Origin of the sequence: Nostoc sp. TCL240-02 (assembly GCF_013343235.1) — a bacterium.
Taxonomy (GTDB): domain Bacteria; phylum Cyanobacteriota; class Cyanobacteriia; order Cyanobacteriales; family Nostocaceae; genus Nostoc.
On the sequence record NZ_CP040094.1, the window covers coordinates 6,990,938 to 7,005,137 of the forward strand.

The following is a 14,200-nucleotide window of genomic DNA, read 5'->3' on the forward strand; positions in this document are numbered from 1 at the left end:
GCCCCAAACTAACGCAAGTTATACGGTCAAGCCTCAGTAAAAGTATTTAAGTAAACAATAAGACTAATGCTGACTCAGATGAGTCATTCTTTGTTATAAACTACTCCTGAAATCGCAAAGCTCAGGAAGTAGTATTTTCGTCGGGTGCTTCAAACTTGTAACCATAGCCCCGCACAGTTTTAATAAACTCTGGTACGCTAGGATCGACTTCCATCTTCTTGCGAAGCTGACCAATATGTACATCAACCACCCGGCCATCTCCTACGTAGTCGCAACCCCAGATTTTTTGGATTAACTGTGGGCGACTCCAAGCCTGATTAGGATGACTTGCCAAAAAATGTAAAATATTAAATTCCAGTGCTGTTAAAGCGAGAAGTTTATCGTTTAATATTACCTCCCGTCCCTCTGGGTTAATTACTAGCTGCTTGAAAATGATCCGTTGTGTTGGTGAAGGGTTGATGTAGCGTATCCGCCTCAAAAGAGCTTCTATTCTAACTTCTACTTCTGCAAGACTAAATGGTTTAGTCATGAAATCATCAGCACCTGCACTCAAGATTTTAATCTTATCAGCCTCATCAGTCCTACTAGTCAGTATCAGCACTAAAACATTAGTACGACTCTGCATTTCTTGACAAAGGCTATAACCATTAACATCCGGCAAATTCCAATCCAGAATTACTAAAGCTGGGTTGAATTGCTCAAACATCGATAAGGCAGTCTTACCATCTGCTGCTGCCTCTATTTGATATTTCCGACTCAAAAAACGATGAACGAGATTTCTCACGCCGAAGTCGTCATCAACAATCAGAATTTTAGGAGTAGTAGCGGTAATCATAACCATAATGCTGCCTATTAGTAGATTGGGCGATTCGCTGTTGTGCCAGTTTTGCTGTACGTGTTTCTGTTGAGAGTGGATTCACGCGCGTCTCTGCTGAGTACGATCGCTACTGTAGTACTTGTATACAATTAATTTTCCATGAAGTTTATGAAAACTTCAGCCACCGTAATGCTGATAAATTGTATGATTTTTGTATGATTTCTGTATAATTTTGAATTTACATTGTATAGTTATTGACTTTAATACTTAAGATAAGTCTAATGTAAGACAATTTTTATAATCAAAAATAGTCTAGAGAGACACCAGACGCTACGGCAGTTTCCTACAACTTTGGAAAAGCAATGTACTCCCTGATTGATTTAAAGGCTCACAAACTAAGCCATGAGCCAATTTAGATTCTACCCAATCCCACTTGAACCTAACTAGTATCTGCTCCTGAAGAGAGACTACGAAAATTCACTCTACGTGCATTTACATGTAGCTACCCTTTTAAGCATATACTATACTACAAATTTCAGCCTGAGACTATGACAAGCCAAGGACTGAGAGCATCACCAGAAGGTATAAGGGCAGCAAAAACAGCTTTAACAGACAAAACTTGGAGTCAGCATAAATTAGCAATAGCTTTAGGCATTACACGTCAACCAGTTTCCAAATTTTTTGCAGGTGAGTCAGTTTCCCGATCTTGTTTTGTGCAAATTTGCCAACAGCTAGGGTTGTCTTGGCAAAAGGTTGCTGGTTTACGTGAAAATGTGGCATTTGAGGTAACAACTAAGACACAAATCAAAGGTACTGACCTCGATACACTGGTGCAGGAAGTGCGTCAAAAGCGCCAAGAGAAAATCCAAGACCAGTGCAACACTCTGCAAATGTTGGACATTTCCCAGACAGTCCAACTGATAGATATTTACACCAATACTAATGTCTTGGAGGAGATAGTAAGCCTGCAATGGCAAGAAATTTCTGACCTGTTGAAAGACTTGAAATCTGAATCAGGCTTTAATCAACTTGGAGGATACAACCGTCAGAGAAGATCACCAGGGTTGGAAGCAGTATTAAGGCACTCAAAACTGATGGTGCTGGGTAAACCAGGATCAGGTAAAACTATATTTTTACAATATCTAGCGATTGAGTGTAACAAAGGCGATTTTCAGCCAAACCGCATCGCAACTTTTATTAGGATGAAAGAATTTGCTGAAGATGTCAAAAATGATAGTGAATTCAATCTATTAAACTACATCATTCAAGATTTTCTCAATTGCGGTGTTGAAAAAGAATCAACTAAAACTCTGCTGACAGAAGGAAAACTGCTGATTTTGCTAGATGGATTAGATGAAGTGCCAGCAGAAAAGGCAGAACAATTAACAATCGAAATTCGGAGAATTACCCAAACTTTTTACAAAAATAAGTTTGTTATTAGCTGTCGGATTGCTTCCCAAAAATATAGATTTCAGGGATTTACTGAAGTTGAGTTAGAAGACTTTGACCAAGGACAAATAGAAGTTTTTGCGAAAAATTGGTTTGTTGGAGTTGCTCTTAAGTCCAAAGAAGATGGGGAAGCAATAGGAAATTTATTTATTAATCAGCTTCATCTACCAGAAAATCAGCATATCCGAGAATTGGCGGTCACTCCCTTACTGCTGCATTTGATTTGCTTAGTGTTCCAAGTAAAAAATCAATTTCCCGTAAATCCAGCAAAGTTATATGAGCAAGCACTGAATATTTTGTTGGTCAGATGGGATGAAGTCAGAGGAATTAAACGCGATCGCGTTGCTTATAAGTTAACTCTAGCAAGTAAGAAAAAACTGCTTTTTCAACTTGCAGCTATCACTTTTGAGCAAAAAAAATACTTTTTTGAGCAAGAAAATATCCTGCAACTTATTGCTGACTATCTTGAACCCATACAAAATCTTAACTCCGATGTAACTCAATGCCAGCTAGATAATGAAGCACTGCTAAAAGCAATTGAGGTACAAAATGGGTTATTGGTGGAAAGGGCACGGGGAATTTACTCTTTTTCTCATCTGACATTTCAAGAGTATTTCACGGCTCGAAAAATTGTTGAAAATTACCAAGACTATGATTGTAACAATCTCGTAAATCATCTAACTGAAAAGCGCTGGCGGCAGGTATTTTTACTAACTATTAGTATGTTACCAAATGCTAATGAAATATTGCAGCTAATGAAACAAAAAGTTGATTTTCTATTGGCTGATGATGAAAGATTACAGTATTTTTTAACCTGGCTGCATCAAAAATCTAGTTCAGTTTCTAGTAGTCACAAAGCAGCAGGTATTCGTGCTTTTTACCTCGTTCGCGTTGAGCGAAGCTCTTGCATTTGCAGTAGACATCATGCTTTTGTCTATACCTATGGTTATGACCTTGAGTGCGCTCTTGTAGGTAATATCACCTTTAATGCAGAGCTTGTATTAGATGAGTTTCTATTCAGTACTGTTGCCTGTATTCACGATCTTGACTTTGCTTTTGAGCATACTATCAATGATGCCCTCGATCATGCTCATGCCCTTGTTATTGCCTTTGATAAAGCTATTGAGGTTGTTGTTGATCTTAAATTTAAGCAAGTGCTGCAACAACTCAAGAAACAACTACCAAAAATAGATAGTAATCCAGAGCAGTTTAGGGACTGGTGGAAAGCTAAAAGTAAAATTTGGGGTGAACAATTAAGAGATATGCTAATTAAGTATCGCCATATTGGTTATGATTGGCAGTTCAGCGAACAGCAAAAAGAATTGCTCCGAAAATATTATTATAGTAATAAACTTCTGGTAGATTGCCTCAATATTGCGGCTGATGTCACTCCAATAGTGCGGCAAGAGATTGAAGAAACATTATTATTAGCGATCGCAGATATTGAAAAGCTACGTAATTCCTCTAATATTCGCTGAATAATTTTAATTTTTAGACTTGGATAGGATACTTAATAAAATAGAATAAAGTCTATTGTTTTAAATTTATTTAAATAGGTAAATATCCCAAATATAAAATTTAACTATTTTATTAAAATTAATATAAACAAAAATATCTGTTAATAGTCCAATTTGAATATATTTGCAATGGGTTAAATGGTAGAAAATATTTTAATTAGCTACTCTATCTCAAGAGAGATTTTGAATAGATTCAGCCTATAGAAAGAGTAATTAAATATATTGACTCCGTTAAATTACTATTAATATCGTCAGTAAGGAATACCTATGGTTAACAATTTAGTAGGCGGCATCATTCCCCCACAACCACCAATACAAGGACAATCTGATGCTCATGTCCTAAAGTCTCGTTTAGAATGGGGCGAACCAGCTTTTACAATACTGGATGTACGCGATCGCAACACCTTCAATCAAGGTCACATTATGGGAGCAATGCCTATGCCAATAGATGAATTGGTAGAGCGTGCAGTACCTTCTTTGGATAAGAGTCGTGATATTTACGTTTACGGTGCTAATGAAGAAGAAACTTCCCAAGCCGCGCAACAACTGCGTTCTAATGGATTTGAGCATGTTTCTCAACTTATAGGTGGTCTTGCTGGATGGAAGGCTATTGGTGGCCCAACAGAAGGGATTGTTGAATCAAAAACTCCCGCAGGTGCAGACGACTACAATATCGTAGATCGGCTAAAGAATCACGAACAAAATCAGCCAAAGGGAGGTACTAGCGCGACGGAAGCCATCAAGAAAGGAGCTAGTAACCTCAAAGACAGCATTCAAGAAGGAGCTAGTAATCTCAAAGAAGGTATTCAAGAGGGAGCTAGCAACCTTAAAGAAGGCATTAGTGAATCTAAAGACAGAGATGATTCCAATGTCGGTTCTTAGGCAAAAATAACTGAGAAAATTAGCGATAGACCTCTTGCAGAAATCAAGAATAAAAACCCCACTATAGCTTTGAGTTACATCAAAGTCTCTCCTGTGTGCTTACAGGGAGAGGCTACAGGTGGGGTGTTAGAGAATTTTCCAAGAGGTCTAATCTTGATTTTCTAGGAGCAGAAAAGTCACAATTCACAAGTCTAAATACAGAATATTTTGACTTTTAATGCTGGAGGACAGCATCAACAAATTTTGCAAGAGACTCCATGAATTACACTCACAAGGAAAAATTAAAATCTCTCTTGCAATACCCAATATACTATTTTGAAATAGATTTAGTGTTTGGTTTAATGTTCAAATAAATCCTTAAATTGCAATAAATCTAAAGAAACTATCGTTGGCAAAAATTCAAAACATTTTTGAGCAATTTCCCAACGTTCTTCTCGTTTGAGCATTTCTGTTAACTTCTGCTGCACACTAAGCAAGTAACGCACATCATTGGCAGCATAACTAAGTTGAGCTTCAGACAAACTAATGGCGTTACCCCAATCAGAACTTTGAGAGCTTTTATCTAGTTCTACTTTTTCTAACTCTTGCACCACATCTTTGAGTCCGTGGCGATTTGTGTAAGTACGGGCTAACTTACTAGCAATTTTGGTGCAAAAAACAGGGCTAACCTGAATCCCCAGATTGGCCCGCAAAGTGGCAATGTCAAAGCGAGCAAAGTGAAACACTTTTACAACATTGGCCGCTTCGAAGAGTTTTTTTAAATTTGGGGCCTCAGTTTGTCCTTTGGCTATGCGAATTACAGTGACTTTCCCTTCTAGGTTGCACAGCTGGACAAGACACAAGCGATCGCGCTGTGGCAATAATCCCATCGTTTCTGTGTCAACTGCGATCGCTGTCGATTCTAAATATTGTCCAAGGGCTGCGTCACTGAGATCGCGATCGCTTACCTGAAAATCTTGTAATGTCATGAATTGTTCAAAAATAATAGCAGTGTCCAACAGATACAAGTCTTGTCAGACACTACATTATTATTGTGCAAAAAATCATAAATTAAATCTACCTAGTGCGAAAAAAGATTTGTGTCAGGTAGACTTCGCCTTGATTATTAGTAGCAACGCCAATTCCAGTCAGGTTGTAATTTCCTTTCAGATTCTTTAGATGTCCGGGACTGTTGATCCAACCAGTAACAGCTTCCTCTACGGGGTTGCTATATCCCCGGTTAAAAGCAACATTTTCCGCCGCACTGTTGTACCGAATAGGGATAGCTTTGACTCGCCCTTCAAATCCCTGATGGCTAAATGGGGTTTTACCCTTAGCCATATTCTGACTATGAATTCTTGCCTGTCGAGTAATATTTGCATTCAGGGTCAACTTTGGCAGTCCTTTAGCAGCCCGATATCGATTAATTTGCTCAAAAACTGATTTTTCTAGCTCAGTAGTTTTAAAAGTAGGAGTCGATATTGCAACCTGACTGGAAAAAAGCGACAACAGCTTATTACGGGTGGATGTATTCGTAGAAGGATGATTTGGTATCGGAACAGTCGTTAATCCACTAGCAAGGACAAGCGCACTTAAAGCGATGCCAAAAGCAGTTTGTCGGAACATGGAGAATTGCGTGATGTGTAGAGATATAAGACTTCTACTCTACCTTATTGTTCCAACGATATATACCACGATACTATTAAGGATTGATGAATTTCGGCAATCTGGCTACATCCTTTATAAGAAATAGAAAAAATCATTTCCAATTGTCAATATTTCAATAGTTCATCTTCATCAAATAACGGTTATTTTTGCTGAGAATTTAAGATTTTCATGAATTACTAAAAAATAATGTAGTTTCAATTACATTTGTCTATTAAATACTACATAATTCAACATTTAATTTATAGCGGTTCTTAATTGAGTGCAATATAGACCTAACCCCCAGCCCCTTCCCTATAGAACCCATTTGACATCTTTTACTGTATTGAAGTAGAGTGACGGCAAAAGCCATATCCAGCAGCCATGCCGTACTCTAGCAGCCTAACAGACGAAGAATGGGAAATTCTCGAACCCCTACTGCCGACTATATTGCCTGCTAAGAAACAGACTAGACCCGCCAACTGGACAAAAAGAGAACTCTTAGATGGCATCTTCTATCAACTAAAGAATGGCTGCAATTGGGAAGACTTACCCAAGGACTTGCCCCCCTACTCGACTGTATATTGGCATTACAAGCAGTGGCGGGCCAAAGGAGTGATAGAAGAATTGATGAGAGTTTTACATGGACGAGTGCGTGAACAGGTAAAAAAAAAGCTAAGTGGACGACGCTGATAATTATCGACTCTCAAGCGGTGAAAAACACCTGTAATGCGAGTATTACATCGAAAGGGTATTGTTTCTACTTTCTCGACAAATGGCATTAAAAGACATCTAGCCGTTGATACCCTGGGGTTTCCCTTCTTTACTCATTGCACTAAAGCAAATGTATCTGATGATAGGGGTTTGATTGAGATGTTGACTAAAAACATTGATTATTTCCAGTCAAAACCCGTCAATATTCCCAAAATCACCATTCTGCTAGACCACGGTTATCACCCTGAGTATTTGAGGGAGGAGCTAGAAAAAGTTTATCCCCAAATGATGACGAAAATCAGGTTTGAACTTTCGGCAAAACCATCAAAACAACAAAACAAAGAATTAGGGAAATCTGGGTTTGTTCCGGTTGCCGCGAGGTGGGTAATTGAACGGTCAAATGCTTGGATTGAGAGATGCAAAATTCTCGTTAAGAACTTTGAGAGAACTCTAGATAATGCAACTGCCAAGGTTAATCTTTGTTTCATTCGGCTAATGCTTCAGAGGCTTGCAGCCTCTTCTTAGATGTCAAATGGGTTCTATAAGGGAAGGGGAGTAAGACTCAAAGCCTCTCTACTTTTAGGAGAGAGGTTAAACTGTATTGCATTCAAACGATAACTGCTATATAAGACTTACAGATTAGGTATGAAATGTCGGGGCATTCATATAGATGCAAAGTGGTTTCCCACAGAGTATTGCCCCTAGGTAAATCAAGGCTTTCACTGCCTTTTCGCGTAAGTCCTAATTTAGAACAAGCTTTTTCCCCAGACTTCAGTCTGGGGAATTTGAGAAAACTTTTATGAGAGAGGTTTTGAATCTTACTCCCCAACGCTAGTAGGTAAGGGGTTGCTCTTGTTAAGTCTGTATTCTATGCAATTGAGAACCGCTATATCAGCGAAGGAAAATTTGTGTGAAGTAGACTTTGCCTGCACTATTGCTGGCGACACCAATCCCCGTCTTATTAAAATTGCCTCTGATGTTAGCTAGATGCCCTGGACTTTTGAGCCAGCCTTGAACGGCTGTCGTCGCAGGGTCAGTAGATCCCTGGTTGTAAGCAACATTTTCACCAGCAGATGTGTAAGAAATACCGATTGCTTGAATACGCTGTGAAAATCCTGTATGTCCAAAGGGAACTTTCCCACTAGCCATATTCTGACTATGAATCCTAGCTTGATTATCGATGGCAGAATTACGAGTTAGTGCTGGTAGCCTTTGGGAAGTTCTGTAGCTATTAATTTGGTTGAAAACCGATTGCTCTAAAGCAGTAGTGTTGATACTAGATGCTGCAATTTTGAAAGCATCACTTGATATAGATGAAGACACTGGTGTAAAAGTTGAATTTGTTACAGGAGTAGCGATCGCCCCGCTACTGAGGACAATAGTGCCTAAAGCAACGCCGTAGATTGTTCTTTTAATCATGTGCTGAAAGTAAAGTTCCAGACAATCTAATCAAACTAATCTAAATGTGACAAATTGCTTATAGGTCTATATATTTCTGTTTATGCTCTTTTTTGTTCAAACGCGACTACAAAACTTTAAAATTCACAATCTTACGAAAAAAGTGCTGTTTATGAAAAAATTCCCTCTACCATTAGGATTATTTTCGCTATTTAAATAGCATAATCTTCTCCACTAAAGCCTCTGTGCGACTAGCTCTGGTTGAGAGTTTCTAACTCTTCTTGCACCACACGTAACACTCGTGCAATATATTCTGCACGCCATAGTTCTCGCTCTTTTGTTACTTTTGTATCTGGTTCGTAAGCTTCGATCTCAGTAGCCGATAAAATACCTTTAACCTCCAGTAACCTTTCAATGGTGTCCAGGCGCTCATGCAGCACAGACACCTCGCCAGTCAAAGCCATGACGATCGCTAACAATTTATCGATTTGTGGATTGTCTAAGTAAACAGGTCGTTTGCCCTTAGCTATTTTTGTCATCCTAATACCAATTCTTCCAAAGTAAGACTACATACACAAAACAAAGAAACCCAGATCAAATCTGGCTTTCTCAATTACGAATTACGAATTGGTATTTACTTCGTTGCAGCAACAACAAACCACGTGTTTAGGCTGCCTGAGTTACCATTTTGAAAAAGACCATTAGTTACTTTTGCTTTCCATGCCCCATTAGGGACAAACTTCTCGAATGTCTTATCTGCTGCAAAACTAGCCTCAGTAGCTAACGTCACCAAATCCAGATCGCGTACTGCACTCCAGAAGGGTTCGTTGTTGTTAGCAGTTTCCCAATCAAAAATGAACTGTGTATAAACATCTATATGATGATACAAGGGTGCTTCCAGATGGAGCATGATTCCACCGGGAGCCAGTAGACGATAAGATTCTTGCATGACTTTACGGACGGCTGCCGGGGGAATTTCATGCAGCAAAATATGAGAAACCACTAAGTCAAATGATTCATCTGGAAAGTTAGTGTGTTCGGCATTTTGCTGCGAGAATTGTACCCGTTTGCCTAATGCTTCGGCTCTTGCATGACCGTAACGCAACATGGGTGCGCCGACATCGATGGCATGGACTTCTGCATCTGGGTAAGCATCTACGTAGGGTAATGTGCTATTACCAATAGAACATCCCATATCAAGAATTTTTCTGGGTCGAAAGTCTGGATACTCTGGCAGAAGGTAGTTTTGGACTATAGATAGCCCCATATCATTATTAAGCGGCCCCAACCAACCAAGACCATAAAGGTAAGCGCCGCGATCGTAGGTTGCACCAGCAGCTACATCATCAGCAATGAATTCGCTGTGATATCCTCCAGGCATACAGTGAATGTCTACAGCTTTTTGATAATTAGGTATTTGAAAATTTGGGTCGAGGGTTAAAGTACCCAGTTCACTACCACGATCTTTGGCACGCTCAATCAATTCTGGTAGTTGTCTGTCAACACTGGTATTTACAGCATTCCATAATATTTCCTGGTTGATGCGCTTGAGGGCACTACTCCATCGGTAGTAGGGTTCATGCTGCATTACTTCCCGAATTTCATGGCGATTTTGGGGAGGACGCTGATGTTCTTGTTCAAATTTCGGCTTGGCTAGTTTTTCATAAACTATTTTATTGCCAGGAGAAATATTCCTGAAAATGTGCGTTTTCAGGCTTTGCACAAAGTTTTGGCGTGCCAACTCATCATGAGTGGGTTGTGGTAGCATAGCGTGTTGGAATTGTTGATCCATCATTGCTTCCTCCCAAATATTTTAAGTATATTTACGCTGGCTCTAATAACTTAGCTACCGTTTGTACATCTTTATCACCGCGTCCAGAGCAGTTAATTACAATTCGGGGACTGCCGCTTAGTTGGGGACATAGGGTTTCGAGATATGCGATCGCATGGGCTGTTTCTAATGCTGGGATAATCCCTTCCAATTTCGATAATCGCTGAAATGCTGCTAAAGCCTCTGCATCCGTCACACTATAATATTCAGCGCGACCAATGTCTTTCAAATAGCTATGTTCTGGCCCCACACCGGGATAATCTAACCCCGCACTAATTGAGTGCGCCTCAATGATTTGCCCATCTTCATCTTGTAATAGATAGCTCATTGCTCCGTGCAATACACCAACTCGCCCTTTTGTCAAGGTTGCTGCGTGTTTTTCGGTATTAACACCTTCTCCGGCTGCCTCAATTCCAATAAAGCGGATAGAAAAATCATTAATAAACTCATAGAATAGTCCCATTGCATTGGAACCACCACCCACACAAGCCAAGAGAATATCAGGCAGTGTGCCCCACTTTTCCATTGCTTGCGCGCGAGTTTCTTGACCGATGACTGCATGGAAATCACGTACCATCATCGGGTAAGGATGGGGGCCTGCTACCGAACCCAGGATGTAGTGAGTTGTTTCCACATTTGTCACCCAATCGCGGATTGCTTCAGAAGTGGCATCTTTTAGGGTTCCAGTTCCCGCTTCCACCGGACGCACTTCTGCCCCCATCAACCGCATTCTAAATACATTTAAAGATTGGCGTTCCATATCATGAACGCCCATGTAAATTACGCATTCCAGCCCAAAACGGGCGCAAACTGTGGCTGTAGCAACTCCATGTTGTCCAGCGCCAGTTTCGGCAATAATCCGTTGCTTACCCATGCGTTTCGCTAACAAAACCTGACCAAGGGCATTATTGATTTTGTGAGCGCCTGTATGATTTAAATCTTCGCGCTTTAGATAAATTTGTGGCCCAGTGCGATCGGGTCGGGCATAATTAGCAGTCAGGCGTTCAGCGAAATACAATGGTGTGGCGCGTCCCACATAGTCTCGTAACAACTGCTGTAATTCTGCTTGAAAACCAGGGTCATTGCGGTATTGCTGATAAGCTGTTTCTAATTCAGCAAGCGCAGGCATCAGCGTTTCAGGTACATACTTACCGCCGAAGCGTCCAAAGCGACCTAACGCATCGGGAATCTGAGCAGTTGAACTTGGAGAGAGGGGAGTGGTAGTCACAGGCTGTTTTCAATGACGGAAATGACTTAATTATTATAGAAAAGTCTGGGACATATCTGGGTATATCTAGGGGATGGGGGATGGGGAATGGGGAATGGGGAATGGGGAATGGGGAATGGGGGATTAGTTTTCCCCTGTGCCCAATTCCCAATGCCCAATGCCCAATGCCCAATTCCCAATGCCCAATGCCCAATTCCCAATCCCTTGCAATGGATTTGTAATGCTAGCCTAGAAATTGATATCCCAGCAGAATGGTTGCGTAGAAGCTTCCACTGCTTTTGAAATTTTTCTTAAACATTTATTTTATGTCTTCTTCCAATTCTAAATCTTCTGACAAAAGCTTCGTCTACCGCGAATTTGGTAACGACAACTCCGCCGCCACAGAAAGATCAATTCCAGAACTACCTCCGCAACAACAAAATCTTAAAGTACAAGCTTCCCGCAAAGGACGTAAAGGCAAAACTGTCACAGTGATTAGTGGTTTTCAAGCTAAACCAGAAACCTTGGCAGATTTGGTGAAGCAGTTGAAAACCCAGTGTGGGACAGGTGGGACACTTAAAGATAACGAAATTGAAATTCAGGGCGAACACAAGCAGAAAATTGTCGAGATTTTGACCAAGCTAGGTTATAAAGCCAAAATTAGCGGTGGCTAATTTTGAGTGCGGTTTACCGCATTTTAACTGTTATCTAGATTGAGAGAGAGAATGTTATCTTTGAAAAGTACTAATATGCTTGAACAGTTGTGAATAACTTTGTCAACAAGCTATTTTCAGTGAGATAAATAGGAGGTTTAAATGGATTTAGTTCGGATTTTGTGTGCCATTTTCGTACCGCCTTTGGGAGTTTTTTTACAAGTAGGCTTTGGTATAGACTTTTGGATTAATATAGTTCTGACGCTTTTCGGTTACATTCCTGGAATTATTCATGCAGTATGGATAATTGCTAAGAAATAATTCTTTGTACGAGTAGATTGGGTGTAACCATCTCTACAGGGGCAATTAATCAATTGCCTCTACAATAATATTTTTGAGTTGGATGTCTGCACGTATATATCACAATACCATGTTTCTTTTACTTAAAAAACTCTAAAGACACGATAAATCATGTCGATACAGTATTAATATCTGTGGCAGTCAATCCCGAATTAGCTCTCATTTTTTAACATCGCATAGAGTCTAAACTCTAGAAGCAAAGGGCAGATGTGTAACTGCCATTGCACAGTTGAGACATTCAAATCTTTGATTAAGCCAGTGCGTATATCTAGTACCCAACCATGAACCATAGGCGCTTTTCGCTCATAAAGTGCCTGACGCATGATAGAAGTTTGGTAGAGATTTTTCACTTGCGCCACTACATTTATTTCTGCCAAACGATTCAGACGTTCTTCTCTGGTTGGTAAGGCATCAATTTCTTCTTGTTTGTGTAAATACAGTTCCCGAATCGGATTTACCCAGTTATCCAGTATTCCGATGGTTCTTCCTTCTAAAGCCGCTTTAATTCCTCCGCAGTCGTAGTGACCACAAACGATAATATGTTCCACCTTAAGATGTAAAATTGCGTATTCTAAAACGGCTAAAAAGTTAATATCCGTTAGAGAAACTTGATTCGCAATATTACGATGAACAAATAATTCTCCTGGTTCTGTACGAGTAAGGTTTGTTAAGGGTAAACGACTATCAGAACACCCGATGTATAGAAAAGGTGGTGTTTGTCCCTTAGATAATTCTTGAAAGTAAGTTGGATCTATAGCTAATTTCTCCGCAACCCAAGCCTGATTATTTCTGAAGAGTTCATCAATGCTGTTATATTTCATCTTTCGTCAAATTCGAGAGAGAATCTCATAAATATTTTAGCTGAATTACAGTTCCTGCTAAATCAGTATGAACTTGTTGCAATCTAAAATTTGAGAAAGATTACAGTCTTTTTCTACAGTATTAATATAATTATTGTATAAATTGTAAACAAGCGGGTTAGGATTTAGATAGAAAATAACTATGTATAACTTTAGGTAAATAGCTAAATAAAGTAAAATTTATATCACCAAAAATCTGATTATTAAGACTGTCAATTTCAAATTTTCATCTAATATCTGTAGATATTTTTGCAAAGTAAAAAAATTCTCTAAACAAAATTATTTTAAATCACACCCCAAACCGTACTTTTTAGTCAAGGAAGTGCGGCGTAACTTTTAAGTGCTATTACTTTAATACACAGAGACATTTATTTCCTGATAACAGTAAACTATCTTAACAAAGATGCCAAACTTGAGGTTGAGATATTCAGTTATCAGCTTCAATCAGGGGCAACAACTTTGCTCCCGTTATGATGATTGATTGACCAACGGTGATCGACAGTCACAGAGGAAAATTCGCAAATTTCTTCTAGTCGTTTTTGTTGTACCGCAGCTTTACGGAGAGTAATAATTAGTTGATTTACCTGATGTCGTAAATCTGGATTATCATTTACTGCTAACATGGTTTGTCTTTCTAAAAGTTGAAGTATAAGTTCGTAGTGAATAGGTGAAGGTAGAGGAATTTGCTCCATGAAGTTAAATTCTGATTTCATATTTGGAATTTTGTCTTAGTCAAATTTTATCTCTTGTAAATGAATTGTTACATAAGAAATAACTAGTTGCTTATGGCTTTAATTTGATTAGCGATGAAGATTTGGCAAAGATATTGATAATAGTTGACAGCAAAGTGCTGCGTGTCTACGCATAGTATGCCCCATTAGTTGCCCTG

15 protein-coding genes and 1 pseudogene are annotated in these 14,200 nt (G+C 39.4%); 7 read left to right on the top strand and 9 right to left on the bottom strand.

Going from position 1 to position 14,200, the window contains the following annotated elements; genetic code table 11:
- Positions 1-121: 121 nt before the first annotated feature.
- Positions 122-841: a response regulator transcription factor gene (locus FBB35_RS29845; RefSeq protein WP_174712644.1), complete on the bottom strand. Its 720-nt coding sequence runs from the start codon at positions 839-841 to the stop codon at positions 122-124.
- A 524-nt stretch (positions 842-1,365) separates the two neighbouring features.
- Here FBB35_RS29845 and FBB35_RS29850 point away from each other — a divergent pair.
- Together FBB35_RS29850 and FBB35_RS29855 are read left to right on the top strand one after the other, a co-directional pair.
- Positions 1,366-3,744, top strand: a complete 2,379-nt coding sequence (locus FBB35_RS29850; protein ID WP_174712645.1) for an NACHT domain-containing NTPase — start codon at positions 1,366-1,368, stop codon at positions 3,742-3,744.
- Positions 3,745-4,050: 306 nt separating this feature from the next.
- Positions 4,051-4,491, top strand: a pseudogene (locus FBB35_RS29855) (rhodanese-like domain-containing protein); the annotation flags it as partial.
- Between the two features lie 512 nt (positions 4,492-5,003).
- On the opposite strand, the gene FBB35_RS29860 reads toward FBB35_RS29855, so the two are convergent.
- Both FBB35_RS29860 and FBB35_RS29865 read right to left on the bottom strand, forming a co-directional pair.
- Complete coding sequence (locus FBB35_RS29860; RefSeq protein ID WP_174712647.1) at positions 5,004-5,633, bottom strand: ribonuclease H-like domain-containing protein; 630 nt, start codon at positions 5,631-5,633, stop codon at positions 5,004-5,006.
- An 88-nt stretch (positions 5,634-5,721) separates the two neighbouring features.
- On the bottom strand, positions 5,722-6,270 hold the full coding sequence (locus FBB35_RS29865; protein ID WP_174712648.1) for a CAP domain-containing protein: 549 nt from the start codon (positions 6,268-6,270) through the stop codon (positions 5,722-5,724).
- Between the two features lie 402 nt (positions 6,271-6,672).
- Here FBB35_RS29865 and FBB35_RS29870 point away from each other — a divergent pair, with 402 nt between their 5' ends.
- Positions 6,673-6,981, top strand: coding sequence for a transposase (locus FBB35_RS29870; RefSeq protein ID WP_174710258.1), 309 nt, complete (start codon positions 6,673-6,675; stop codon positions 6,979-6,981).
- 36 nt (positions 6,982-7,017) lie between these two features.
- Complete coding sequence (locus tag FBB35_RS29875; RefSeq protein ID WP_254625599.1) at positions 7,018-7,527, top strand: transposase; 510 nt, start codon at positions 7,018-7,020, stop codon at positions 7,525-7,527.
- A 366-nt stretch (positions 7,528-7,893) separates the two neighbouring features.
- Here FBB35_RS29875 and FBB35_RS29880 read toward each other — a convergent pair whose 3' ends face one another.
- The 4 genes from FBB35_RS29880 to trpB form a co-directional block, all read right to left on the bottom strand.
- A complete protein-coding gene (locus FBB35_RS29880) occupies positions 7,894-8,421 on the bottom strand; it encodes a CAP domain-containing protein (RefSeq protein ID WP_174712649.1) in 528 nt (175 codons plus the stop codon).
- Between the two features lie 230 nt (positions 8,422-8,651).
- On the bottom strand, positions 8,652-8,939 hold the full coding sequence (locus FBB35_RS29885) for a hypothetical protein (protein ID WP_174712650.1): 288 nt from the start codon (positions 8,937-8,939) through the stop codon (positions 8,652-8,654).
- Between the two features lie 95 nt (positions 8,940-9,034).
- Positions 9,035-10,195, bottom strand: a complete 1,161-nt coding sequence (locus FBB35_RS29890; protein WP_174712651.1) for a class I SAM-dependent methyltransferase — start codon at positions 10,193-10,195, stop codon at positions 9,035-9,037.
- 28 nt (positions 10,196-10,223) lie between these two features.
- Positions 10,224-11,459, bottom strand: a complete 1,236-nt coding sequence (gene trpB / locus FBB35_RS29895) for a tryptophan synthase subunit beta (RefSeq protein ID WP_174712652.1) — start codon at positions 11,457-11,459, stop codon at positions 10,224-10,226.
- 87 nt (positions 11,460-11,546) lie between these two features.
- Here trpB and FBB35_RS29900 point away from each other — a divergent pair, with 87 nt between their 5' ends.
- The 3 genes from FBB35_RS29900 to FBB35_RS29910 all read left to right on the top strand — a co-directional run bounded on the left by FBB35_RS29900 (position 11,547) and on the right by FBB35_RS29910 (position 12,412).
- Positions 11,547-11,741: a hypothetical protein gene (locus FBB35_RS29900; protein WP_174712653.1), complete on the top strand. Its 195-nt coding sequence runs from the start codon at positions 11,547-11,549 to the stop codon at positions 11,739-11,741.
- Between the two features lie 23 nt (positions 11,742-11,764).
- Positions 11,765-12,112, top strand: coding sequence for a translation initiation factor (locus FBB35_RS29905; protein ID WP_174712654.1), 348 nt, complete (start codon positions 11,765-11,767; stop codon positions 12,110-12,112).
- A 141-nt stretch (positions 12,113-12,253) separates the two neighbouring features.
- Positions 12,254-12,412, top strand: coding sequence for a YqaE/Pmp3 family membrane protein (locus tag FBB35_RS29910; protein ID WP_012410519.1), 159 nt, complete (start codon positions 12,254-12,256; stop codon positions 12,410-12,412).
- 191 nt (positions 12,413-12,603) lie between these two features.
- Here FBB35_RS29910 and FBB35_RS29915 read toward each other — a convergent pair whose 3' ends face one another.
- Together FBB35_RS29915 and FBB35_RS29920 are read right to left on the bottom strand one after the other, a co-directional pair.
- Entirely contained in the window at positions 12,604-13,272 is a 669-nt protein-coding gene (locus FBB35_RS29915) for a carbonic anhydrase (protein ID WP_012410520.1), read from the bottom strand.
- A 479-nt stretch (positions 13,273-13,751) separates the two neighbouring features.
- Positions 13,752-14,003: a DUF5340 domain-containing protein gene (locus FBB35_RS29920; protein ID WP_163929097.1), complete on the bottom strand. Its 252-nt coding sequence runs from the start codon at positions 14,001-14,003 to the stop codon at positions 13,752-13,754.
- Positions 14,004-14,200: the final 197 nt, after the last annotated feature.

What these genes read in the sequence shown, in the direction of transcription:
- FBB35_RS29845 (WP_174712644.1), bottom strand. Translation starts at nt 841, where the DNA reads ATGGTTATGATTACCGCTACTACTCCTAAAATTCTGATTGTTGATGAC.
- FBB35_RS29850 (WP_174712645.1), top strand. Translation starts at nt 1,366, where the DNA reads ATGACAAGCCAAGGACTGAGAGCATCACCAGAAGGTATAAGGGCAGCA.
- FBB35_RS29860 (WP_174712647.1), bottom strand. Translation starts at nt 5,633, where the DNA reads ATGACATTACAAGATTTTCAGGTAAGCGATCGCGATCTCAGTGACGCA.
- FBB35_RS29865 (WP_174712648.1), bottom strand. Translation starts at nt 6,270, where the DNA reads ATGTTCCGACAAACTGCTTTTGGCATCGCTTTAAGTGCGCTTGTCCTT.
- FBB35_RS29870 (WP_174710258.1), top strand. Translation starts at nt 6,673, where the DNA reads ATGCCGTACTCTAGCAGCCTAACAGACGAAGAATGGGAAATTCTCGAA.
- FBB35_RS29875 (WP_254625599.1), top strand. Translation starts at nt 7,018, where the DNA reads ATGCGAGTATTACATCGAAAGGGTATTGTTTCTACTTTCTCGACAAAT.
- FBB35_RS29880 (WP_174712649.1), bottom strand. Translation starts at nt 8,421, where the DNA reads ATGATTAAAAGAACAATCTACGGCGTTGCTTTAGGCACTATTGTCCTC.
- FBB35_RS29885 (WP_174712650.1), bottom strand. Translation starts at nt 8,939, where the DNA reads ATGACAAAAATAGCTAAGGGCAAACGACCTGTTTACTTAGACAATCCA.
- FBB35_RS29890 (WP_174712651.1), bottom strand. Translation starts at nt 10,195, where the DNA reads ATGATGGATCAACAATTCCAACACGCTATGCTACCACAACCCACTCAT.
- FBB35_RS29900 (WP_174712653.1), top strand. Translation starts at nt 11,547, where the DNA reads ATGGGGAATGGGGAATGGGGAATGGGGAATGGGGGATTAGTTTTCCCC.
- FBB35_RS29905 (WP_174712654.1), top strand. Translation starts at nt 11,765, where the DNA reads ATGTCTTCTTCCAATTCTAAATCTTCTGACAAAAGCTTCGTCTACCGC.
- FBB35_RS29910 (WP_012410519.1), top strand. Translation starts at nt 12,254, where the DNA reads ATGGATTTAGTTCGGATTTTGTGTGCCATTTTCGTACCGCCTTTGGGA.
- FBB35_RS29915 (WP_012410520.1), bottom strand. Translation starts at nt 13,272, where the DNA reads ATGAAATATAACAGCATTGATGAACTCTTCAGAAATAATCAGGCTTGG.
- FBB35_RS29920 (WP_163929097.1), bottom strand. Translation starts at nt 14,003, where the DNA reads ATGGAGCAAATTCCTCTACCTTCACCTATTCACTACGAACTTATACTT.